This window comes from Streptomyces fildesensis (genome assembly GCF_016107395.1).
In the GTDB taxonomy this organism is placed as follows: Bacteria; Actinomycetota; Actinomycetes; order Streptomycetales; family Streptomycetaceae; genus Actinacidiphila; species Actinacidiphila fildesensis.
This window is the reverse complement of record NZ_JAAIKO010000026.1, coordinates 86,140-109,188: the sequence shown is the minus strand read 5'-3', so window position 1 is coordinate 109,188 and position 23,049 is coordinate 86,140. Positions and strand designations below refer to the sequence as shown.

15 protein-coding genes and 1 pseudogene are annotated in these 23,049 nt (G+C 69.3%); 9 read left to right on the top strand and 7 right to left on the bottom strand.

The genetic code is table 11. The features are described 5' to 3' along the window. Positions 1-185 precede the first annotated feature (185 nt). Positions 186-641 carry a DoxX family protein gene (locus C6N31_RS27855; RefSeq protein ID WP_138351776.1) on the top strand — a complete coding sequence of 152 codons (456 nt, stop codon included), beginning with the start codon at positions 186-188 and terminating at the stop codon, positions 639-641. A 102-nt stretch (positions 642-743) separates the two neighbouring features. On the opposite strand, the gene C6N31_RS27850 is transcribed toward C6N31_RS27855, so the two are convergent. After that, positions 744-3,530, bottom strand: a complete 2,787-nt coding sequence (locus tag C6N31_RS27850; protein ID WP_187144693.1) for a protein kinase domain-containing protein — start codon at positions 3,528-3,530, stop codon at positions 744-746. A 126-nt stretch (positions 3,531-3,656) separates the two neighbouring features. Further along, entirely contained in the window at positions 3,657-4,457 is an 801-nt protein-coding gene (locus C6N31_RS27845) for a hypothetical protein (RefSeq protein WP_198358508.1), read from the bottom strand. Positions 4,458-4,880: 423 nt separating this feature from the next. Between C6N31_RS27845 and C6N31_RS27840 the strand changes: the two genes are divergently transcribed. The 3 genes from C6N31_RS27840 (at position 4,881) to C6N31_RS27830 (ending at position 12,192) form a co-directional block, all read left to right on the top strand. Then, positions 4,881-8,570, top strand: a complete 3,690-nt coding sequence (locus C6N31_RS27840; protein ID WP_187144694.1) for a SpoIIE family protein phosphatase — start codon at positions 4,881-4,883, stop codon at positions 8,568-8,570. Between the two features lie 226 nt (positions 8,571-8,796). Then, on the top strand, positions 8,797-9,744 hold the full coding sequence (locus C6N31_RS27835; RefSeq protein WP_198358507.1) for an FAD-dependent oxidoreductase: 948 nt from the start codon (positions 8,797-8,799) through the stop codon (positions 9,742-9,744). Between the two features lie 273 nt (positions 9,745-10,017). Continuing rightward, on the top strand, positions 10,018-12,192 hold the full coding sequence (locus C6N31_RS27830; RefSeq protein WP_138351781.1) for a SpoIIE family protein phosphatase: 2,175 nt from the start codon (positions 10,018-10,020) through the stop codon (positions 12,190-12,192). 22 nt (positions 12,193-12,214) lie between these two features. On the opposite strand, the gene C6N31_RS27825 is transcribed toward C6N31_RS27830, so the two are convergent. Continuing rightward, positions 12,215-13,399 (bottom strand): beta-ketoacyl-[acyl-carrier-protein] synthase family protein, encoded by a 1,185-nt coding sequence (locus C6N31_RS27825; RefSeq protein ID WP_138351782.1) that lies wholly within the window; start codon positions 13,397-13,399, stop codon positions 12,215-12,217. A 565-nt stretch (positions 13,400-13,964) separates the two neighbouring features. On the opposite strand from C6N31_RS27825, the pseudogene C6N31_RS27820 reads away from it, so the two are divergent. Beyond that, positions 13,965-14,450, top strand: a pseudogene (locus tag C6N31_RS27820) (membrane dipeptidase); the annotation flags it as partial. A gap of 113 nt (positions 14,451-14,563) precedes the next feature. On the opposite strand, the gene C6N31_RS27815 reads toward C6N31_RS27820, so the two are convergent. Further along, positions 14,564-15,853, bottom strand: coding sequence for a serine hydrolase domain-containing protein (locus C6N31_RS27815; RefSeq protein WP_138351783.1), 1,290 nt, complete (start codon positions 15,851-15,853; stop codon positions 14,564-14,566). Between the two features lie 241 nt (positions 15,854-16,094). Between C6N31_RS27815 and tdh the strand changes: the two genes are divergently transcribed. From tdh to bla, 4 genes are all read left to right on the top strand, one after another. Continuing rightward, entirely contained in the window at positions 16,095-17,123 is a 1,029-nt protein-coding gene (tdh, locus tag C6N31_RS27810) for an L-threonine 3-dehydrogenase (protein ID WP_138351784.1), read from the top strand. A gap of 76 nt (positions 17,124-17,199) precedes the next feature. Then, positions 17,200-18,408 carry a glycine C-acetyltransferase gene (locus tag C6N31_RS27805; RefSeq protein ID WP_138351785.1) on the top strand — a complete coding sequence of 403 codons (1,209 nt, stop codon included), beginning with the start codon at positions 17,200-17,202 and terminating at the stop codon, positions 18,406-18,408. A gap of 4 nt (positions 18,409-18,412) precedes the next feature. After that, a complete protein-coding gene (locus C6N31_RS27800) occupies positions 18,413-19,360 on the top strand; it encodes a LysR family transcriptional regulator (protein WP_164292264.1) in 948 nt (315 codons plus the stop codon). 97 nt (positions 19,361-19,457) lie between these two features. Then, the gene (gene bla / locus C6N31_RS27795) at positions 19,458-20,384 is read left to right on the top strand and encodes a class A beta-lactamase (protein WP_198358506.1); all 927 of its coding nucleotides are present in this window, start codon (positions 19,458-19,460) and stop codon (positions 20,382-20,384) included. A gap of 43 nt (positions 20,385-20,427) precedes the next feature. Here the strand turns inward: bla and vanX are convergent, their stop codons facing one another. From vanX to C6N31_RS27780, 3 genes are read right to left on the bottom strand one after another with little or no spacing between them, the layout of a single operon-like run. Then, entirely contained in the window at positions 20,428-21,036 is a 609-nt protein-coding gene (gene vanX / locus C6N31_RS27790) for a D-Ala-D-Ala dipeptidase VanX (protein WP_198358505.1), read from the bottom strand. Further along, a complete protein-coding gene (gene vanA-Sc / locus C6N31_RS27785; protein ID WP_138351789.1) occupies positions 21,033-22,073 on the bottom strand; it encodes a D-alanine--(R)-lactate ligase VanA-Sc in 1,041 nt (346 codons plus the stop codon). The genes vanX and vanA-Sc overlap by 4 nt, the downstream gene beginning before the upstream one ends. Then, positions 22,066-23,043 carry a D-isomer specific 2-hydroxyacid dehydrogenase family protein gene (locus C6N31_RS27780; protein ID WP_138351790.1) on the bottom strand — a complete coding sequence of 326 codons (978 nt, stop codon included), beginning with the start codon at positions 23,041-23,043 and terminating at the stop codon, positions 22,066-22,068. Before C6N31_RS27780 ends, vanA-Sc begins: the two co-directional genes overlap by 8 nt. Between the last annotated feature and the right edge of the window lie 6 nt (positions 23,044-23,049).

Here is a 23,049-nt window from a genome sequence, read left to right as displayed (position 1 = left end):
CGAGAGCATCACTGAACGCAATCGCCTTAAAGGCCACAAAGGTTAAATTTCAAGCTCAGGCCCAGCGCCACAAACGCTGAGACGCGCCGCCCACACGAAAGTTCGCCGCGGCCGATGAGTTCGGTGGGGCGGTGCCGTCTACCTCTGTGAAAGCACAACGGGTGCTTCCCGCAAAGGAGATCACGATGTCCCAGGCAGCCCTGCCCACCACGACCGCCACCGCCGCCACTGACACGTCCCGCACCGCCGCCGCTCCGGGCCGCAAGGCCCGCATCGCGCTTCGTACGCTGCAAGTCGTGCTCGCGTTGTTCTTCATCGTCGCGAGCGGGCTGCCCAAGCTGTTCGCGGCGAGCGCCGCCGCGGAGAGCTTCGACAAAATCGGCTTCGGCGACTGGTACATGTACTTCGTCGGCAGCCTTGAGGTGGCCGGCGGGATCGCCCTGCTGATCCCGGTTCTGTCCGGCATTGCCGCGACCGCCTTCATCGGCCTGATGATCGGTGCGTTCATCACCAACGTGACGGCGCTGGACGGCCACTACGCGGCCACACCACTGATCCTGATCATCCCCTTCGCCCTCATCGCCTGGGCCCGCCGCCACCACAACGCGGAACTGCTCCAGTTGGTCCGCCACCGGGCGTGAACACCCCGGCACGCAACCGCTCCAGCAGCCGGCGCCCGCCGGGGCCACGCCCCCGGCGGGCGTCCGGCCATGCCCGGATTCCCAGGATGCCGCAGGGAGAACTCAGCCCGGCGGTGCGGACCTCAGCGCCGCCAGCAGCGTACGGGCGTCCCGGACCGTGGGATGGCCGTCGCCGAGACGTACGGCGGCCTCGTCCACGACGCGTTCGGCGTACGCAGTCCCGTCCGTCCCGTCCGTCCCGTCGTAGCCGAGCATGGCGTGGGAGACCTTGAGGCGCAGGGCCAGGGGGTGATCCTCGCCCAGCCGGGAGCGCGCCTCCGCGGCGAAGGCGCCGCATTCCCGGCGTACTTGCCCGGTCGGCTTCGAGCCGCCTTCGCGTTCCCAGGCGAGGACCTGGGCTTCGAGGTCCTGAGCCGCGGTGTCGGGAGTGCGGTCCTCGCGCGGCGTGTCACTGGTGTCGCCGCCCATCGTCGGCCGTGCCGCGACCGTGGTGTCGTCCGGCCTCGCGACCCGGGTGTGGACGAGCGTCTCGAAGTGGCGGGTGGCCGGGAGGGTCGCGTGCTCCCGGATGATGGTGGTCGCCTCGGCGGGCAGGGGCGGCGGGGCGAACCGTTCCACCTCCGGTCCGAGAGGTGCCCCCGCCGAGCCTGCCGCGAGGGCCGCAGCGACCGCGGCGGGGGTCGGCCGCCGGGCCGGATCGGTCTGGAGGCACGACCGCACCACTTCCTCCAGTTCGGCCGGCAGACCCGCCAGGTCGGGCGTGCCGTCGCAGATGTTGGTCATCACGGCGAGGACCTTCCTGCCCCAGGGAAGGCGCCCCAGGGCGAGGCGGGCGAGGAGCGTGCCGAGGGAGAACACGTCGCTGGCCGGGGTGAACTGCTCGTGCTCCCGTATCTGTTCCGGCGAGGCGTAGGCGTACGTCCCGGCGAAGCCGCTCCGGGGCTCGGTCAGCCGCTCGATCTGCGCGATGCCGAAGTCGATGACGCGGGGGCCGTCCTCGGTCAGCAGCACGTTCGCGGGCTTGAGGTCGAGATGCACGATGCCCTCGGCGTGGATGGCAGTGAGCGCGGTGGCAATGCCCGCACCGATACCCCGGACGGTGGCGGCATCCAGGGCGCCGCACCGCTCGGCCACCTCCTGCAGCGAAGGTGCGGCCACGAACGGCACCGCCATCCAGGGGGTCCCGCCGCTCGTGTCGGCTGCGATCACCGGCACGGTGAACCGGCCACTGACTCGACGGGCCGCTTGCACCTCGTGCGTGAACCCCTCCCGGATCGAGGAGTCGGCCGCGTACTCCGCGTGCAGGGTCTTGACCGCCACCATGACGCCGTCGGGATCCTGGCAGAGGTAGACGCGGCCGAACCCGCCCTCCCCGACGCGCTCCAGGACCTCGTAGGAACCGAAGGCCGCCGGATCCTCCGCTGTCCGCGCGGACGTGGCCCGCCCCACCTGCCGCCACTCCCCCAGTGCCTCGGCTTCGGCATGGACGGCCGTGGCACCGCCCGGGCCGCGGGCCGGCGCGGGTTCCGGCGCCGCCTGCTCCTCGTCCACCACGACGATCGACACCACTTGGGGTGTGCCCCCACGGAAGGAGTACGCCTCCACGTTCACATTGCCGGCACCCTCGTTGGAGACGTAGACGCCGAGCAGCCCCAGCCGCGCGCACAGGGCGATCTCCTCGGGAGTCGGTCGACGGTCCGCGCGGGCGAAGTAGAAGGATCGGGCCTCGCACCCCTGGTCGGCCAGGCGCTGGATCACGCCGAGCCACTGCTCGATGCTCACCTTGTGCGGTTGCGGATCATCGGTTCCGTCGCTGACCGGGAAGACCCGAGTGAGGTGCCGGGCGCGGTTCTCCCGGGCCAGCAGCCCGAAGGCCGTGGCGGGTGCCGCTTCCACCTGCCTGGCCAGCAGGGTTCCCGCCGTGTCACCGATGTGGAGCGTTGTCTCCCGGGTGGACCGGGCGAGTCCGTCCCGTTGCTCGGACAGCACGTCGTACTCGGGTGAGCCCGGGCCCTCTCCTCGCAGCTCCATGCACGCGAGCACGCGCCCGAAACAGACGACGGCTTCGTCCAGGTCCTCCGTCCGCATGGCCGCCTTCGCCTGCGAGACCAGAGCTCCGAGTCTCCGGTCGCTGCCCGCGCCGTACAACTGCGCGCATTTATCGGCGATTTGGCCGTACATGCGGCTCGCCCGCGAAAGGTCGCCGCTCCGCTCGACCTCCGCGGCCGCCGCGACCAGGTCCTGCAGACTGTCGTGCCCTCGCTCGTGGCCGAAGGGCAGCCCGCCGGCGAGTTCCGCATAGCGCTGGCGGGCGATACCGGTGAGTGCGTGCCGACCGCCGAGCTCGTTCTCGGCAGTCTTCAGCATCCGGGTGTAGGTGCGCAGCGCGGCGGCGTTGTCGCCGGCCTGCTGCTGCCAGTGGCCCATGTCGCAGAGCAGGTTGAGCGCGGCCTCGGTACGGCCCTCCTGCTCGGCCGAACGTTGCAACTCCTCGTAACGGCGTACGGCTTCGTCGGCTCGCCCTGCCCGGCCGTGCCAGTGGGCGAGCTGGTGGCGGGCCAGTCCGGTGTCCTGATGCCTGGATCCCTGCAGCCGCTCGCGGTCGGAGAGGAGCTGCGCGAACAGCCGCACCGCGCCCTCCGCGTCGCCCGACTCACCTGTCCAGTGGGCGAGTTGGTGCCGCATGGCCAGAGTGGCGGGGTCGTCGGGCCCGGGCGCGGCCGTCGCACGAACGACCAGTTCGCGATACCGCTTCACCGCCTTGCCCGGCCTGCCCTCCCGGCCGTCCTGCTCGGCCGAGGCACTGCCCTCCCGCAGCCGCGCGAGCACCTCGGCCGCCGGATCACCGGACTCCGGTGTGCCGTTCCGCCGCTTGCCGATCCACCGCATACAGACCCCCCGGAGCTGTCGGTCGGCCGACATCCCGGCCTGCCGGCAGGCCGGATGAAGAGCCGGTACACGGCAAAGTACCGTTCCTCAAGAGTGAGCGGGGGTGGGTCGCCGATCCGTTCCTGTTCACTGCGCCTGCCTCGACAGGTGTTGGGCGGGCCGGCTTGCCGCGTTCGCGCGTCCGAGCCGCAGGTCTCGGTGGAGGAGCCATGCCGTACCGGCGACGACCACCCCGCAGACCGTGGGCACGAGCAGCCACGGCAGGCCCGTCCACACGGTGCCCAGACCCACGACGACGCAGGTCGCCCCGGTGACGATGAGCAGCCACTTGCCGTACGGGCGCCAGGTGAACAGTCCGGGATCACGCGGGCGGACCAGATGCATCGCACCGAACATGAATGCCAACGCCGCCAGCAGCCCCGCGAACGTGCCGACGGCGGCTGTCATCTGCGGCTCGTCGCGAGGCGCGTCGGCGGAATGCTGCCGGGCGTCCCCCTCGGCGACCATGACCACCACGCCGCGCCAGACAGTTGCCGTGACCCGGTCCCCCTTCTGAAGCCCACTCAGCGTCGGCCCCGAGTCACTGAACGGCACCACCACCCTCCCGAAGGGCCGTGGGCCGAGGAGGGTCGCCCGCATGTTCTTGGCGGTCTTGTGGGTGCCCTCGACGGTGAAGCTCAGCTCCCGCAGACAGTCCTCCGACGCCGGTATCACCGTGCGCACGGAACACACCTCGGCCGCCCGGTACTCCCGATACAGGGCACCGTCGGTGGGCAGCCAGCTGGTGAAGACGAAAGCGCAGGTCAGTGCCGATACCAGGGACAACACGATCAGCGCCGCACCCACCAGCCGGTTCCGGCCGGCCCCCCGTCGGGACGACGGCGATCCGCCCGCCGCCCGCTCAGCGCCGATCCTCATCGTGGTCATCGCTCGACTCCCCCACCGTTGCCCGCCGAAATCCGCTGGACCTCACTCTCTTCCCGCCGTGATCAAGGAGGTAAGGACAGCGACCGGCAATGAGACGTCACCCGTCGTTGCTGAATCCGGGCAACGTGAACCTCAGCCACGCCAGGGCGCCCGACACGACACCCCCAGGACCCACCGCGTCGGTCGGCCCGGACGGCACCCGCGCCGCCTCGCCCCCCACTCGCAGAATCACCTGGCTGACCAGCGGCGATCCGGACACGCATGACCCACCGGGGTGAAAGGCACAGCCAGGAGCAGTCTTCGCTCTTCCGCGAGCGAGCGGCGGCGGACGTGGGAAGATGGCAGAGCGGAAAAATGACCTCCGGGCGGTCTCCTGACCATGCAATCGAGAGGCAAATGGACGGGCCGACGACTGGTGCGGACGTGGGACGCGACGCGGCGGGCGGCGAGGCGCTGTCACGCGGCCTGCTGTTCATTCCCATCGCCACAGCGCTGATCCAGGACGACGGACGCATCATTCACTGGAGCGCCGACGCCGAGGTGCTGCTCGGCTACACAGCCGAGGAGGCCGTCGGCGCCTTCGCCTCCCACCTGCTCGTGGACGTGGAACAGCAGCCGCGCGTCATGGACCTCTTCGCCGGCATTCTGGGCGGCGAGGCGTGGTCCGGGGTCTTCCCCGTGAAGCACCGTGACGGCCACTCGGTGAACCTGGAGTTCCGTACCCATCCCATCCCGACCGAGTCCGGCCGTCCCCTCGTCCTCGCCGTGGCATCGGACGTCAGGGAGATCCGCCGCATCGAGTCCGACCTGGCCGTCCTCGACAGTTTCTTCACGCAGTCACCCGTCGGCATGGCCGTCTACGACACCGACCTGCGCTTCGTACGGCTCAACGACGCCCTCGCCCGGATCAACGGCCTGCCCGCGGATCAGCATCTGGGCCGGCGCCTGACCGAGGTGCTGCCGGGGCTCAACGGGGAGGAGATCGAGGCGGTGATGCGGCAGGTGCTGGAGACCGGCGAACCGGTCGTGGACGCCCGGTCCCACGGCATCACGCCCGCGGACCCCTCGAAGGAACGTGCCTGGTCGGCCTCCTACTTCCGGCTGGAGGAACGGACCGGTCGGATCCTCGGGGTGAGCTCCACGATCATCGAGGTCACCGAGCGCTTCCAGGCCGAGTCGCGGGCCGCCACAGCGCGTGAACGGCTCGAAGTGCTCGTCGACGCCACGTCTCGGATCGGCACCACACTCGATCTGGGACGGACCGCGCAGGAACTCGCCGACACCATGGTCCCCCGGCTGGCCGATGTGAGCGGCGTCTTCGTCCTCGAGCGCCTGATCACCGGGCAGAACGCGGATTCCTCGGCACCCGACGGGGCGGAGCAGGTCCGCCGCCTCGCGATCGCCAGCTCCGACCCCGGCTATCCGGTACGGGACCTGCCGGTCGACGCGGTCCACCGGGTGCCGCGGGATTCGCCGTACGCCGAGGCGATGGCGACGCACCGGACGGTCATCGTGCCCTCGGTGGATCTCCCCCCGCTCGCCCCGGTTGAGGCCGCCGAACGGGTCCACGCCTACCAGACCCGGGTGTCCCGGACGGTGCGGGTGACTCCGCTGGTCGTGCGCGGGGCCGTACTGGGCATGGTCGTGTACTCGCGGCGCGGCGGCATGGAGGCGTTCGGCGAGGACGATGTCACGCTGGGTGACGAGCTGACCTCCCGGGCCGCGGTGGCCGTCGACAACGCCCTGCTCTACCGGCGGGAGCACGAGACCGGGGAGTCCCGGCAACAGGCGCTGCGCCAGGCCAACGCGGCCCGTGAGCGGCTCGCGCTGATCAATGCGGCGTCCGCCCGCATCGGCACCACGCTGGACCTGACGCAGACAGCGCGCGAACTGGCCGAGGTCGCCACTCCGACGCTCGCCGACACGGTCGTGGTCGAGGTCGTGGACGCTCTGCTGCGCGGCGAGGAGGTCCCCGGCCCGCCCGACCGGTCGGCGCTCCTGCGCCGCCTGGCCTTCCACACCACCGACGGTGCGGGGATGGTGCCGGTGGCCCCGGTCGGCGACGTCCACCGGTTCCATCCCACCACGCCGTACGCCTGGAGCCTGGCGCACCGTCGGCCCGTGCTGGTACCCCGGATGGACGAAGAGGGGCTGAGCTGGTTCGCCGAGGATCCGATCAGGAACGCCGCGTCGCGCGAGCAGGGTCTCCGCAGTTTCATGGTGGTTCCGCTGATCGCACGCGACGCGGTGGTCGGAGTGGTCTCGTTCTACCGGACCATCACCGACCGGCCCTACGACGAGGAAGATCTGGCACTCGCCGGAGAGCTGGCGGCCCGTGCCGCGGTTTCGATCGACAACGCCCTGCTCTACACCCGTGAGCGGGACGCGTCCAAGGCCCGCCAGCAGGCGCTGGAGGAGGCCCACGCCGCGCAGGAGCGGCTGGCACTGCTCAACGACGCCAGCTCCCGGATCGGGACCACACTCGACCTGCAGCGGACCGCGGAAGAACTGGTGGAGCTGGTGATCCCGCGGTTCGCGGACTTCGCCACGGTCGACCTGCTGGAATCGGTCGTCCAGGGCGGGGACGAGGAGGGCGACCAGACGACGTCACCGACCGACGGAAGGGTTCTGCTGCGTGCTGTCGCGGTCGGCGAGGTCAACGAGTCGGGCATGATCGGGGCGGCCGACGAGGTCGGCGGGACCTCCCGGTCGGCCAAGCTCTACGCCGAGAGCCTGCGCACCGGCCGGTCCATCCTGGTGGCGCAGGTGGACGAGGCCGCCCTGCGCCGGATCGTGGCGCACCCCGACCGCGTCCAGCCGGGCCTCGACGCGGGCGTCCACTCGTATCTGATGGTGCCGCTGCCCGCCCGCGGTGTGGTGCTCGGCGGGGCCGAGTTCATCCGGATGCGCAATCCGGAGCCCTTCACGGTGGCCGATGTCGCGCTCGCCGAAGAGCTGGCGGCCCGCGCCGCGGTCTGCATCGACAACGCGCGCCTCTACCGGCGTGAACGCGACACCGTGCTCACCCTCCAGCGCAGCCTGCTGCCGCAGGAGGTCCACCTCACACCGGGCCTGGAGATCGCCTACCGCTACCTGCCGAGCAGCGTCGTCAGCGAGGTCGGCGGCGACTGGTTCGACGTCGTGCCGCTGTCGTGTGGACGGGTCGCCCTGATCGTCGGCGACGTGATGGGCCACGGCATCCGCGCCGCCGCCACCATGGGCCAGCTGCGCACCGCGGCCCGCACGCTGATCACCTTGGACATGTCCCCGGACCGGGTGCTCCGGCGCCTGGACGAGACGGCGTCGGCGATCGGGGACGGGCAGTTCACGACCTGTGTGTGCGCGGTGTTCGATCCCGTCGACCGCAGCTGCATCATCGCCTGCGCCGGACATCCGCCACCCGTGGTGCAGGACCCGAACGGGTCCACGCGGCTGATCGACCTGCCCCCCGGCGTCCCGCTCGGTGTCGGCGGCGTTGCCTTCGAGAACGTGGAGATCACCCTCCCCGAGGACGGTGTTCTGGTGCTCTACACCGACGGACTGATCGAACGGCGCGACCGGGACCTCGACGAGGGGATGCTGCTGCTCTCGCAGGCCGTGGCCAACCGCGGACCGTCCCTGGAGGCCAGCTGCGACGCCGTGCTCGACGCGCTGTCGGCCAAGGACAGCGAGGATGACATCGCCATCATCATGGCGCGGGCAATGCCGGTACGTGACGACTGGATCGCCATGCTGCCGCTGTCCGGCGACATGGCCGTGGTGGGCGAGGCCCGGAGGTTCACCCGGGCGAGGCTGTGCTCCTGGGGGCTGCAGTCGCTCAGCGAGGTCGCCGAACTGCTGGTCAGTGAGCTCGTCAGCAACGCCCTGCTGCACACCGGAATGCCCACCGAGCTACGGCTCTTCCGCGACCGGGTCCTCACGCTCGAAGTGGCCGACACCGACAACCAGGTACCCCGGGTGCGCCGCGTCTCCGAGGAGGACGAGGGCGGCCGCGGTATGCACCTGGTCAATGAACTCGCCCACCGCTGGGGCAGCCGCGCCACCCGCCACGGCAAGGTGGTCTGGATCGAGTTGGAACTGCCCCTCGGCACCTTCACCCCAGGCGGACCCTGACCTCGGCCGCCGCGGAACGCTGTGGTGAAAGGCTGCGGACCCCGAGATCGACGACCTGTTGGCGAGCGTGGCCGACAAGATCTGGAAGAACAAGCGTGTCCCCGGCCCGGAAGATATCGTGATCACGCGGCCGGCTGCGGCGAGCGGCAGTGACTTGAGCGCGACGATGAGGAACATCGCGCAGTGAAGTCCGTATCGGATTCGAGGCATTGGGGGTGCCGCGGTGGTGTCGAAACGTGTCAACGTCGTGGGAGCGGGGATCGTCGGTCTGAGCATCGCCCACGATCTGGCCCTGCGCGGCCATGCCGTCACGGTGATCGCTGATCAGCGGGCGGAGGAGAGTGTGTCCAGCGTCGCGGCGGCCGTGTGGTTTCCCTACCGGAGCGGGACATCGCCGTCGCTGATGGGCTGGTTGCTCGCGGCCCGCGCGCGGTTCGAGCAGCTTTCCACCGACCGTGCCGCCGGTGTCGATCTCCGGGAAGGCCTCGTGGTCGAGCGACACGTCGGGGAGGACCGCTCATGGACCGATGCGGTCCCCCTCCACCACGAGGCCGCCGCGGACGAGCTGCCCTCCGGCGCGGTGGCGGGGGTGCGGGCGACCGTGCCCGTCATATCCATGCCGCACTACCTTCCGTGGCTGGAGAAGCGCTGCACGGGCCTCGGGGTGACGTTCGTCGAGCGCAAGGTCACGGCCGTCGACGACCTCGCCGGCGATGCCGACCTGGTGGTCGTCGCCGCCGGGATGGGTTCCGGAGCCCTCCTCGACGACGATTCGATGTATCCCGTCCAAGGGCAGATCGTCCGCCTGGCCAACCCGGGAATCACCGAGTGGATCACTGACACCGAGAACCCCGGGGGCCTGACCTACATCGTTCCCCGCCGTGAAGACATCGTCTGCGGCGGCGTGGCGCAGGTCGGCTCATGGGCCACGGAACCCGTGGCCGAGATCGAGCAGGCGATCCTTCGCCGGGTGGTCTCCCTCATGCCCGCGCTGGCCGGGCTGCCCGTTCTCTCGCGCGCCACGGGGCTCCGCCCGGCCCGCGACACCATTCGCCTGGAACACGTCGACGGTTTTCCCGTCCCCGTGATCGCCTGTTACGGCCATGGCGGTGCGGGTGTCACTCTGTCGTGGGGCTGCGCCGAGGCCGTGGCAGACCTCGCCGACCAGATCTGACGTCACCCTGCTCGTGCACCCGCGCTCTGCCGCCGGGGCGGCAGAGCGCGGCCGTCGTCGACCGCCGGGCGGGTGACCGCCAGCCCACGGCGGACGTGTGCGGATACGCTCTGTGACCGTCCGCTCTCATCGCGCGATCTGCCCTTGCAGGCGAAGAGGGCGCGAGTGTTATTCAATGGGTGTGCGTAGGGGATCTCGGGGCTTCACCGCACGAGAGACTCGGGTACGCCTCCGGTCATGTGCCGGGGTCGGCGAGCGAGCTGAGAGAGCCGCATGGACTCCACATCATCCCCCTTGCCCTCGTCGCCGTTCGAGCAGGTCAGCCGTGCCCTGGGGGACTACATTCCGCGGGACGGACCGGCAGCCGCAGCCGATCCCGCCGCCCCGCAGGGCGACCACTCCGATCCTCGGTCACCGAACGGCGACCGCGCGACCACCGGCCAGGAGCAGATCCTCGGCGCCGTCAATCTGGACCGGGAACTGAGAATCACTCGCTGCAACCTGGACGCCCCCGCCTTCGATGGGCTGGGGGTCACCGTCGGAGCGGCGTTCGCCGATCTGCTGCCTCCCGGCGACATCCCGACGGTCATCCGGCGGTTGCGGCAGGTCATCGAGACAGGGGAGGCGCACGTCGCCCGGGTCCAGCGTCTGCGGCGGGACGACGGGTCGGAGCTGGTGGTATCCATGAGCATCCTGCCCGCCGCGGCGCCCCAGGAGGGCCTGACCGTCTCCCTGATCGCCATGGCCAAGAGGTTGCATCTGTACGCTTCCGAGACCGCCATCGGGACGTCGCTGGACATCGGTGAGACGGCGCAGTCCCTGGCCCAGTCGTTGCTGGTCTGGGGAGACGTGGCCGCCGTCGACCTCGATTACGCCGTGTGGACGGGCGAGGCCGTCACCGAGCAGGCTCAGGGGCGCATCCGGCTGCGGCGGGCTGCTCTTATGCCGGACAGGGCCTGGCCCGAGGGCTATCTGACGCCCGGCGACAACCTTCCCAACGAGGCGAGCCGTCTGCTGTCCCTCGCGGTCACGCGTGACGACGTCGCGCAGGCCCTCGTCATTCCCGATCGGGAGGCGATCGAGCGGGTGCTCGGCGATCCGCGACTGGTGCGTGCTCTGGTCCCCGTCGACCGGCCGGCGAGTGTGGCCTGCATACCGCTGGTCCTGGAAGGCTCCGATGGCGCACCGCCCATCGTGCTGGGCGTGGCGGAGGTCTGGCGGCGGCCGGACCGCCCCTTCCACGACAGCGAGTTGCTGGATCTGCAGGAGCTGGTGGCCAGGACCGCCCACCATGTCGATCTGGCCCGCCAGCACCAGCGCGAGCACGCTCAGGTACTGGCGCTGCAGCGCCGGCTGCTGCCGCGCGCCGGCAGCGACACCATCGAGGTCGCCAGCGTCTACCAGCCCACCACCCCCGACAGCGCGGGCGTCGGCGGTGACTGGGTGAACAGCTTTCCCCTGCCGGACGGCCGTACCGCACTCGTGGTCGGCGATGTCGTCGGGCACGGTCTGGGGGCCGCGGCAGCCATGGGCCAGTTGAGCATGGAGGCCCGGGCGCTGCTGTCGGCGGGGCTGGCGCCCGATGAGGTGCTGGCGCATCTGGACGAGACCGTCACGCTCCTGGACGACGCGGACGCCGGCCTGGCGGCCGGCTACAGCGCGCTCGGGTCGACCTGCTGCATCGCGGTCTACGATCCGGTCGGCCATCAGGTGGTCACGTCCAGCGCGGGCCATCTCCCGCCGATCCTCGTCCTCCCCGACGGGTCCGCCAGGACTCTCGCGACGCACCCCCATCCTGGCCTGGGTACCGCCTTCGCCTTGCGGGAGCCGTTCGATGTGCACACCTTCGCCGCTCCCCCCGGGTCCTTGCTCGCGCTCTACACCGACGGTCTGGTGGAGGATCCGGCGGTCTCGATCGACGAGGGCATCGACCGGCTGACGGACGCGGTGAGCAAGGTGCATCCCTGGGACGACCTGCAGCAGGTCGCGAGGAGCCTGGTCGTCGAGTTCGCCTCGCGAAGCCGCCTGCGCGACGACGTGACCTTGTTGCTCGCCCGCATGGCCGGGCGTCGTAAACGGGACACCGCGGCCTGGCGTCTGCCGGCGCGCGACGACGCCGCCGCCCGGGCCCGCACGCTGGCCTCTGCCGTCCTACGGCAATGGCACGCCAAGAGCGCCCCGCGCGACAGCGCGCTGCTGGTGATCAGCGAGCTGGTCACCAACGCCGTCCGCTTCGCCACCGGTCCCATCACGGTGCGGCTGATCAAGACCGGTCACAGCCTGCTGTGTGAGGTCGGTGACACCAGCAACGGCCGGCCGCGGCTGGGCCGCGGTGGCCTGCTCGACGACAGCGGGCGCGGCCTGCGCGTCGTCCACAAGCTCACCACCCGCTGGGGGGTGCGGTGGACCGACACCGGCAAGGTCGTCTGGGCGGAACTCGCGAGGTAGCACCACCGGGGGGTCAGTACACCTAGAGCCACTCCGCCTCGACGGCCGTGGCCGTGAGTCCGGGCGCCGCCGCGAAGAGCACGGTACGGCTTCCCGCGCTCTGGCCGGCGTCGTGCGCGCGTCGCAGGATGTCGAACACGGCCGCACCGCCGCGGTTGCCGCTGGTGTAGCTGTCGCGGCTGTAGGCCAGGACGTCGGTCGGCCACCCGTCGGGCATCGTCTGTTCCATGTACTCCAGCACGCGGGTCCCGCCGGGGTGCGCGAGCAGGAGATCGGGATGCCAGGGGTTGGCGTCGTCCTGGTGACGGAGGCGCAGCCACTCCCACATCGCGACGACCGTGTCCTGTACGGCGCGCGGCCCGCGCCGGTCCATGACGAAGTGCGTGCCGTCGGCACGGGTGTCCAGCCGGTGCAGGTCCCGGGTGCCGGGCAGGGTGTGGTGCCAGGCCGCGTCCAGCCGCAGCACCGACTGCGGCCTGGGGCGGCCGGTGACCACCGCGGCGACGGCGGTGTCCGCGAACAGCAGCCGGACGATCAAGGACTCCAGGGTGTCGTCCGCGGGCTGGTAGGTGGTGCTCAGCGCCTCCGATATCACGACCAGAACCACCCGGTCGGGGTCCGCGGCCACCAGGTCGGCCGCCAGCGCGAGGGAGCGGGTCCCCGCGATGCACGCCCACTGCGTGGCCGGGAGGAGAAGCGCGTCATCGCGTAGCGACAGCCGGTCGGCCACCGCTATGTCCAGTCCCGGCAGAGCCGGGGTGGTCGAGTGGCTGGTGATCAGGCAGTCGACGTCGGCGGCGTCCAGCCCTGCGATCTGCAGTGCCCCGCGCGCTGCCCGCTCCCCGTACGCCTGCACGGCTTCCCAGGCGGGCGCGGTGCGCTCCTGCACGGTCTGCGGCGCCGGTATCGCCTCGAGCGCGCTGATCGCGCGGTCCACTTCCTGCTCGCTGAATCCGTCGCGGATCAGTGCCTGCCGGGCCGGTGCGACGCCCGGGGTCCGCAGGCCGCTCCCGGCGCTGGACGCGACGGCGGTGGCCAACGGCACCATCCACCCGCGGGAAGCGATGCCGGTACTGGCCGCGATGCCGTCGATCCGCGGCAGCCACGGCGCGTGCTGATGCCGGTCACGTACTTCCGCCAGGATCTGGCTGGTCTCCACGGCATGCTCGCCGTGTATCACCGCGGGAGGGCACAGATAAGCGGTCACAGTACGCACCTTTCTACGCAGGATGATCGAATGCCACGGAGCATATGAAATGGGTCACTTCATCACTTCATGTCCAAGTGAGTACTTTTGCACTCCACTTCAGGAGTTATCTACCTTTTTCGGGCAGATCGGCCTGTGAGAAACGTCTCTGTGGTCCACGCCACTCCGAGAACTCCAAGATCGCCCGAGTGCACAGGCCGACGACGCCGTCTCTCGCCGGCCACCTCGGCAGGGGCAGGTTCACGGACGTCGGCGGCGTCCCGGTGGGCCCATTCGGCAGCCGCAGCAGCCTTGTTGCCGCAGGAGAGCGACGATCCCGCCGCGCCGCACTGCGATGCGCCGCCTGACATCCGTATACCCCTCAAGGGGTGACGAAGCGTCAGCACTCCCCGGCCGTGCGGGCGGACGCATGAAGTCCTTGCCCTCGGGTCCGGACCGCTGCCACGGAGTGGTGCCGCGCTTCAAGAACCGGAGTTCCGTTTCATCCGTCGACACCAATCGTGCAGCTCGAAGGGGGCCTACTCTCCGGATCCGACCCTCATCCCCTTGCCCGGAAAGGCCGCTGATGTTCGAGGAGCTGCACCGTCGCGCTGTCGTCGCCGACGCCCACAACGATCTGTTGACGGCAGTCGCCGCCCGGCCCCCGAAGCGCTGGGGATCCTTCTTCAGGGAGCGCTGGCTGCCGCAGCTGCAAGCGGGAGGAATCGACCTGCAGGTACTGCCCGTGTTCATCGACGCGCCGTACCAACCTGAGGGTGCGCTGCGGCAGACGCTGCGGATGATCGAGTGTGTCCACGTCCGGGCCGAGGAGAACGCCGATCAGGTCGCGCTGTGCCTCACCGGCGCGGACATCGACGCCGCCCTTGTCCAGGACAAGCTCGCTCTGGTGCTCGCGCTCGAGAGCGCCCCCGGCGTCGGCGCCTCCACCGAGCTCTTTTCGACCTTGCACCGCCTCGGCGTGCGCATCGCCTCCATCGCCCACTGGGGCCGCACCCCGCTCGCCGACGGCAGCCGCGAGGACGCCACGGGCAGCCGCCTCACCGCTCCCGGGTCGCCACGCCGGATCTCGACCGACAGGTCCCGGAGCGTCAAACTCTTGCGCACATCCATTCGCCGATATTGAGGGCCGCGGCGCGTGCGCTGTTCGTCCGGGACGGCGAGTGTTCAGCCCCGCGTTCGTCCGGACGAACGAACGTCGGCGCGACCCGTGTGCAGGTAGCGTGCCCGCCCCTCGCCGTCGTCGCCCAGGAACGCCACCGGTCCATGGCCGGGCTCGACGGGGAGGAGGGAATCGCCGCGCCAGGCGACCAATTCCGTGCGGTAACTCTCGTCACCGAGCTCCGCCGTGATGCCGAGGGGCACATGCTCGAGCCAGAGCCTGCCCTGCTCGTCCTCACCCACCCTGGTCTCGCCCGTGCTCGACAGATAGGTGCCGACGCAGCGCCGCGCGTTCAGGCGGACTGCCGGGTCCGGGACCGGGTCCCCGGGCAGCTCCAGGATGCGGCCGAGGATCTCCTTCCGCAGCGGCTTGGGGTCACCGCCGTTGGTGAAGATCGCCACTGCCAGGTCGCGGCCGGGCACGACGCGCAGGACCGCCGACTGGCCGATGGTGTTGCCGTCATGACCGAAGACCAGGCCGCCCGGTAGGCCGTAGAGCTCCCAGCCCAGGCCCCAGGCCGTGCCCCAGCCGATGTCCGGCAGCGCGACCTGCGGCTGCCGCATGGCCTGTAGGTCGTCCTCCGCGAGGTGCGTCCGGGCGAAGGCCAGCAGATCGCGGGGAGTCATCGCGAGCATCGACCCCGCCGGCGCGTTCGAGCGGGCCATCGCCCAGACCGCGGACGGCTTCCCGTCGAGATGGCCCACCACCGCGCGGTGGACGATCGCTTCGTACGGGTCGTTCGCCGCGTGCGTCATGCCCAGCGGCGTGAACAGGTGATCACGCATGCACGCGTCGAAGGGCTTGCCCCGCACGACCTCGACGATGCGTCCCAGCACGCAGTAGCCCGCGTTGTTGCAGGAGAACATCATGCCGGGCTCGAAGTTCTGCGGCACCTCGTCCAGCAGGTCCACGTACGTGGCCAGGCAGTCGTCGCCCTTGCCGGTGTCGGTGAAGACATCCCCTTCGAAACCGGAGGTGTGGCACAGCAGTTGCCGCACGGTTGCCTCCCGGAACCCGGGAAGGTAGGTCCGCACCGGAGCGTCGAGAGCTACTCTGCCTTCGCCGACCAGCTGCATCACCAACGTCGCGGTGAGCACTTTGGTGATCGACCCGATCTGGAACACCGAGTCGACCGTCGCCTCCACCCCCGTCGCGGTACTCAGTACCCCGGCGGCCACTTCGACCGTCTTCGCGCCCGCGCCGATGGCCACGGCAGCCCCTGGCACACCGTGCTCGGCCAACAGCTGCGGCAGCCGCTCCCGCAGCCAACTCCCGATGTCGTGCAATTCGTCCATTCGCCCAAAGTAGACCCCGGGAATCAGCCCCGGTTCGTCCACGGCGACCATCGTTCTCGCCTGGTTTCGTGGAAACGACCAGGCCCGGCACCCTCAGTGATCATGCCGTGATTGTGAAGCTGAGCTGTGGACCCGCATAAGAAACCATCGATGGACCGATGGGCAGGGCGGACGGCAAGGTTTGGGGTCTCCGCCGTGCTCGCGGCGGATGCGCGTCGTACCGATTCCGAGGGGCTCCGCCGTGAAGGCACTGGTCAAGGCGAAGGCAGAACCGGGTCTGTGGCTGATGGACGTGCCGGAGCCCGAAGTCGGACCCGGCGAAGTGCTCATCAAGGTGCTCCGCACCGGTATCTGCGGCACCGACCTGCACATCCGCGACTACGACGGCTGGGCGCAGCAGGCCGTGCGGACCCCGCTGGTGCTGGGCCACGAGTTCGTCGGCGAGATCGTGGAAGTCGCCGCCGGCGTCGCCGACTTGGCCCCGGGCGACCTGGTCAGCGGTGAAGGCCACCTCATCTGCGGAAAGTGCCGCAACTGCCTGGCCGGACGGCGGCACCTGTGTCGCAGCACGGTGGGCCTGGGCATCGGGCGCGACGGGGCGTTCGCCGAGTACGTGACGCTGCCGGCAACCAATGTGTGGGTGCACCGGGTACCGGTGGACCTGGACGTCGCGGCGATCTTCGACCCCTTCGGCAACGCCGTTCACACCGCGCTGTCGTTCCCGCTCGTGGGCGAGGACGTACTCATCACCGGGGCCGGGCCCATCGGCATCATGGCCGCAGCGGTCGCCCGGCACGCCGGAGCCCGACAGGTGATGATCACCGACGTCAGCCCGTTCCGGCTGGAGCTGGCCGAGAAGGTCGGCGTGAGCCTGGCTCTGGACGTCAGCAGCTCCACCATCGCGGACGGGCAGCGCAGGCTCGGTTTGCGCGAGGGCTTCGACGTCGGGCTGGAGATGTCGGGACGGCCCGAGGCGCTGCGCGACATGATCGCCAACATGACCCACGGCGGACGGATCGCCATGCTGGGCCTGCCGGCCGAGGAGTTCCCGGTCGACTTCGCCCGGATCGTCACCTCGATGATCACCCTCAAGGGCATCTACGGCCGGGAGATGTTCGAGACCTGGTACGCCATGTCGGTGCTGCTGGAAGGCGGGCTCGACCTGAGCCCGGTGATCACCGGCCGCTACTCGTACAAGGACTTCGACGCCGCTTTCGACGACGCCGCCGGGGGCCGCTGCGGCAAGGTCATCCTCGACTGGACCGCCTAGCTCCCGCTCCAGCGGCCTCCGCCGGAACCAGCCCGCGCACCATCAGACCTCCGCAGGAACAAGGAGAGACCCCATCATGCTCGACGCCGTCCGCGAGGACCTCCGTGCCACCCTCGATGAGATCCGCTCGGCCGGGCTGCACAAGCCCGAGCGGGTCATCGGCACCCCGCAGAGCGCCTCGGTCGACGTCACCGCGGGCGGACGCCCCGGGGAGGTGCTGAACTTCTGCGCCAACAACTACCTGGGCCTCGCCGACAACCCCGAGGTCGTGGCCGCCGCCAAGTCGGCACTCGACCGCTGGGGCTACGGCATGGCCTCGGTGCGCTTCATCTGCGGAACGCAGGAGGTGCACAAGGAGCTGGAGGCCCGCCTGTCGCGCTTCCTCGGCATGGAGGACACCATCCTCTACAGCTCCTGCTTCGACGCCAACGGAGGCGTGTTCGAAACGCTGCTGGACGAACGCGACGCGGTGATCTCGGACGCGCTGAACCACGCCAGCATCATCGACGGCATCCGGCTGTCCAAGGCACGCCGCTTCCGCTACGCCAACCGCGACATGGCTGACCTGGAGCAGCGGCTGAAGGAGGCCGCCGGAGCACGGCGCACGCTCGTCGTCACCGACGGCGTGTTCTCGATGGACGGCTATGTGGCCCCGCTGGAGGAGATCTGCGATCTGGCGGAGCGCTACGGCGCGATGGTCATGGTCGACGACTCGCACGCGGTGGGCTTCGTCGGCCCTGGCGGGCGCGGCACCCCGGAGCTGCACGGCGTGATGGACCGGGTCGACATCGTCACCGGGACGCTGGGCAAGGCGCTCGGCGGCGCGTCCGGCGGCTACGTGGCGGCCCGGGCGGAGATCGTGGAGCTGCTGCGGCAGCGCTCCCGCCCCTACCTGTTCTCCAACTCGCTGGCCCCGGTGATCGCGGCCGCCTCCATCAAGGTCCTGGACCTGCTGGAGGACGACACCACCGGCGAGGGCGCCGCGCTGCGGGCCCGCCTCTACGCCAACACGGAACTGTTCCGGCGACGGATGACCGAGGAGGGCTTCGAGATCCTGCCGGGCGACCACCCGATCGCCCCGGTGATGATCGGCGACGCCGAGCAGGCCGGACGCATCGCCGACCAGCTCCTGGAGCACGGCATCTACGCGGTGGGGTTCTCCTACCCGGTGGTCCCGCACGGCAAGGCCCGGATCCGGGTCCAGCTGTCCGCGGCCCACTCGGCGCCGGACGTGGAGCGCGCGGTGGCCGCCTTCTCGGCCGCGCGAGCGGCACTGGCAGAATGACCGGGTGATCGACACCCGCAGACTGCGCACGTTGCGGGCCGTGGCGGACCACAGGACGCTGACCGCCGCGGCTGCCGCGCTGTATCTGACTCCCTCCGCCGTCTCGCAGCAGCTGGCCGCCCTCGAACAGGAGGTCGGTCACCAGCTGCTGGTCCGCGACGGCCGCGGGGTCCGGCTGACGGCGGCGGGGGAGATCCTGGCCGCGCACGGCAACACCGTGCTGGCCCAGCTGGAGCGGGCCGAGGCCGAGCTCGCCGCCTACGCGGCAGGGCACGCCGGCGAGGTGACGGTGGCGTCCTTCGCCACCGGGATCGCCACCGTGGTCGCCCCGGCGATGACGGAGTTGGGCACCAGCCATCCCGGCATCAGGCTCCGGGTGCGCGACGCCGAGGGCGACGCCAGCCTGACCATGGTGCTGGACGGGCACGCCGACCTGGCCGTGGCGGTCGAGTACCGGGGCGCGCCACGCGAGGACGACGAGCGGCTGTCGAGGGTCCCGCTCTACGCGGAGCCCTTCGACGCGGTCCTGCCGCGAAGCCACCGGCTCGCCGACAGTGCCAGTGTCAGGGTCGCCGATCTCGCGGAGGAACCGTGGATCGGCCCCTACCCCGGCAACCCCTGCCATGAGGTGGTCATGCTGGCCTGCGAATTCGCCGGCTTCCAGCCCCGCGTAACGCACTCCTCGGACGATTTCAGGGCCGTTGCCGCCCTTGCCGGGGCCGGAGCGGGGGTGGCTCTGGTGCCGCGCTCCGCGCTGCGCGGAGTGGATCTGCCGGAGGTTGTGGTGCTACCGGTCGCCGGGGATCCAGCGACCCGCCGGGTGTTCGCGGCGGTCCGGCGCGGAGCGGAGCAGCACCCGCTCGTCCGACCCGTGCTGGATGCCCTGGCCATGGCTGCCGACCGCGCCCGGCCACGGGAGGACCCGGCTGAACTACTCGGCCTCAACGGGTGATGTCCGCCGCGGCAACCGCCTCGATGACCGGTCGTCACAGCACTGGGCATTCACCTGTTCGCTTAGAAATCGCAGCACGCTTGTCGGAGGTTTGACCATGCCGTACACCCGTGCGCGACGTGCCGTTCTCGGCGGACTCGCCGTGCTCACCGTCCTCCCGCTGGCAGCTTGCGGCTCTGGCGATACCCCGGCTTCACCGGCTCCGTCCACCACGGCTTCCCGGCCGGATCCGGCCGGGAAGCCGTCCGCCGGCGATTTCCAGCGGCTCGAGCGCACATACGGTGCACGACTGGGGATCTACGCGGTGAACACCGGCAACGGGAGGGAAGTGGCCTACCGGGATACGGAACGGTTCGCCTATGCCTCCACGTTCAAGGCGTTCGCCGCCGCTGCCGTCCTGCGCAAGTACTCCCTGAACGGCATGGGCAAGGTGGTCAAGTACTCCCGGGCCGACCTGCTGAGCAACTCTCCGGTCACCGCGAAGCACGTCGAGACCGGGATGACTCTGCGTGAGCTGTGTGACGCCGCCGTCCGCTACAGCGACAACACCGCGGCCAACCTTCTGTTCGCTGCGCTCGGTGGGCCGAAGGGCCTGGCGGCCGCTCTCGCCGAGGCAGGCGACACTGCGACCCGGGTGGAGCGCCGCGAGCCGGAACTCAACGAATGGACCCCCGGCGCCACACGGGACACCACCACACCCCGCGCATGGGCCGCCAACCTGCGGGCCTTCGTCCTGGGAGACGCGCTCGGCAAGGACGAGCGCGCACAGCTCGCGCAGTGGCTGCGGACCAACACCACCGGCGACGAGCTCATCAGGGCCGGCGTCCCCAAAGGCTGGACAGTCGGTGACAAGACCGGCGGAGGCGGTGTCTACGCCGTCCGCAACGACATCGCCGTGGTGTGGCCCCCCAACGCCGCGCCCATCGTCATGGCGATCATGACCAATCGCGGCACAGCAGACGCCCCCTATGACAACAAGCTCATCGCGGAAGCGGCGTCCGTGGTCGTCCGGACCCTGTCCTAGTGCGCTGCGTCCGAAATCCGTCGGCCCTGTCGGCCCGGACGAACTACGCGATGGGGAAATCAAAATAGGTGTCGGGATAAGGTTCGTCCTGGAGAGTGTAATGCCACCACTCGTAATCGTAGGCGCTGAAACCGCTGGCCTCCATGATGGAGAGAAGGTTCTGACGGTTTCTCGCTTCGACGTGTCCGATCTCTTTTGCTCCATGATGTGAGATGTCGTCCATCAAGTCATGGTCGCCGCCCATGGGAGCGAGTTCACCGGTGGACAAGTCGTAGAGGGTGAGGTCAACGGTGCTGCCCCGGCTGTGGCCCGACTTCGCGGCCACATATCCCCTCTCGAACATCTCGGCCCTGCCGATGTTCGGATAGTGTCGTGACTTCGTCCGGCCGTCCTCCGGAAGCTTCGACCAGCGCAGAAAGCAGTCGACGGCGCGCTGGGGGCGATAACCGTCCCAGAGAAGCAGACCGAACCCAAGGGATTGGGCCTTCTCCCGCGCTCGTTCCAGGGCTGCGCACAAATCCCTCGTACCGACAACTCGATTTGCCATATACCCGTCCACCGGTTTACCGGTGAAGTTGTCCCACGTGGCGTACTTGGCGTCCCAGCGTATTCCGGACGCAAGCTCGTCCACAAAGACGAAGTCAGCCTTCATCGCCTTTTTCCCGCCAATGCCAGAGACACCGTCCGGTCGATCACCTCGGAAAGTGGCAACCCTGCGGCCGCCATCATTCTCGGATAGCGACTGTACGAGGTCAGGCCTGGCAAGGTGTTGACCTCGTTGAGGACCACTTCTCCATCGTCCTTGAGGAACATGTCCACCCGCGACAGTCCCCTGCATCCCAAGGCGCGGTATACGGCCTTTGCCGTCTCCTGAACGAGCAATCGTGACTCTTCCGGGATGGCGGCGGGAACGATGACCGCTGAGTTGTCGGAACCGGTCTCCGGCTGGTCCTCCTGATGGATCCTGAAGAAGCCGTGGGAGAGAGCGATTTGATCCACCTCGCCCGCGACCAGATCCTGATCGTTCCCCAGGATGGCGCATCCGATCTCGCTGCCGACGACAGCCTCTTCGATCAAGACCTTCGAGTCGTACTGCCGTGCGACGTCCACCGCACTCAGGAGTTCTCCTTCCCGGGATACCTTGGTGACGCCGAAGGACGACCCCGAACGGGCCGGCTTCACGAAGACCGGATAGGTGAGCCGGCCGGGATCGATCTTTTCGTCCGCCGTGATGGTCCAGAAGTTCGGCGTGGCGATTCCCGCGCTTCCGGCGACGATGTAGGCAAGGGATTTGTCCATGCACAGAACAGAACTCTGGACGTCGCAGCCGACGTAGGGGATGCCGGAGAGCTCCAGCAGACCCTGCATCGCGCCATCTTCGCCGAGTGTGCCATGCAGAACGGGCAACACGACGTCCAGGCGGATCGTCTCGTATCGCCCCTGCTCCTGGACCAGCAGTCCGTGCACGCTGCTGTCCGGTGACAGCACAGCAGGGCGGCAGTTGCCGTTCTCCCAATCCGCGTCGGGCCCGTCACCGAGCTTCCAGGCACCGCTCTTCGTGATCCCGATGTAGAAGGGCTCATACTTTTCGATATCGAGGTGTCGTGCCACCTCTCGCGCGGACTTGACGGAGATGGGGTGCTCTTCGGACCGTCCCCCGAAGATGATTCCGACCTTCAACCTAGCCATGCTGATTCCTTCTTTCGAATGCCAGACAGTTGGTGAGGGAGTTTTCCACCGTGTCGCTCAGGGCGTGGTCCGTGTAGTAGGCGGTGTGCGGACTGATGACCACATTCGGCAGCTCTTGCAGCCGCAATAGCGGTTTGCTCTCCATGGGTCTGTCCCGGCGGTCGGCGTAGAATATTCCTTCCTCTCCTTCGAGGACATCCAACGCCGCACCGCCCAACCTGCCGCTTTCCAATGCCTGCACAAGGGCCTCGGTATCGATCAGCGCACCACGCCCGGTGTTGACAATCAGCGCACCGTGCTTCATCAGCTCCATACGCTGCCGATTCAGCAGATGGTGCGTATCCGCGTTGAGCGGTGCATGGAGTGTGACCACATCGCTCCGCCGCAGCAATTCATCGAGCGGAACGTAGTCGGCAACGGCCGTGGGACGATTGTCATGGGCAAGGATTCGGCCGCCGAAACCCCGTAGTCTGTCCATGACCGCTGCGCCGATGCGGCCGGTGCCGATCACCCCGACGGTCAGATCACGTAGCTCTTTCCCGCGCACGTCACTCAATCGGTAGTCGTGCAGGTCCGAGCGGCGGATGATGGATTTCATGTCCCGAAGTGCCATCAGCATCAACATCAACGTGTAGTCGGCCACACTGTCTGCCGAGTAGCTGACGTTTTCCACTGAAATGCCGATGCTGTCCGCGTACTCCACATCGATATGGTTGCAGCCGATGCTCCGCGTGGAGAGGTACGTCACGCCGGCTTGGCCAAGCGCGAGAAGAGTGGCGTTGGTGACCTGAGTCTTGTGGCCGACGCTGATGCATCGGCATCCGGATGCCAGTTCACTATTGGCTTCGGACACCGGTGCGTCCGTGATGGTCAGCGTTACGCCGAAGCGCGGCGCCAGCTCTCGGAACAGAACGGCCTCATCCGGGCCACACCCGTAAATGGTGATGTGGGCCGGTTCGCTGTGGGTCATGCCTCC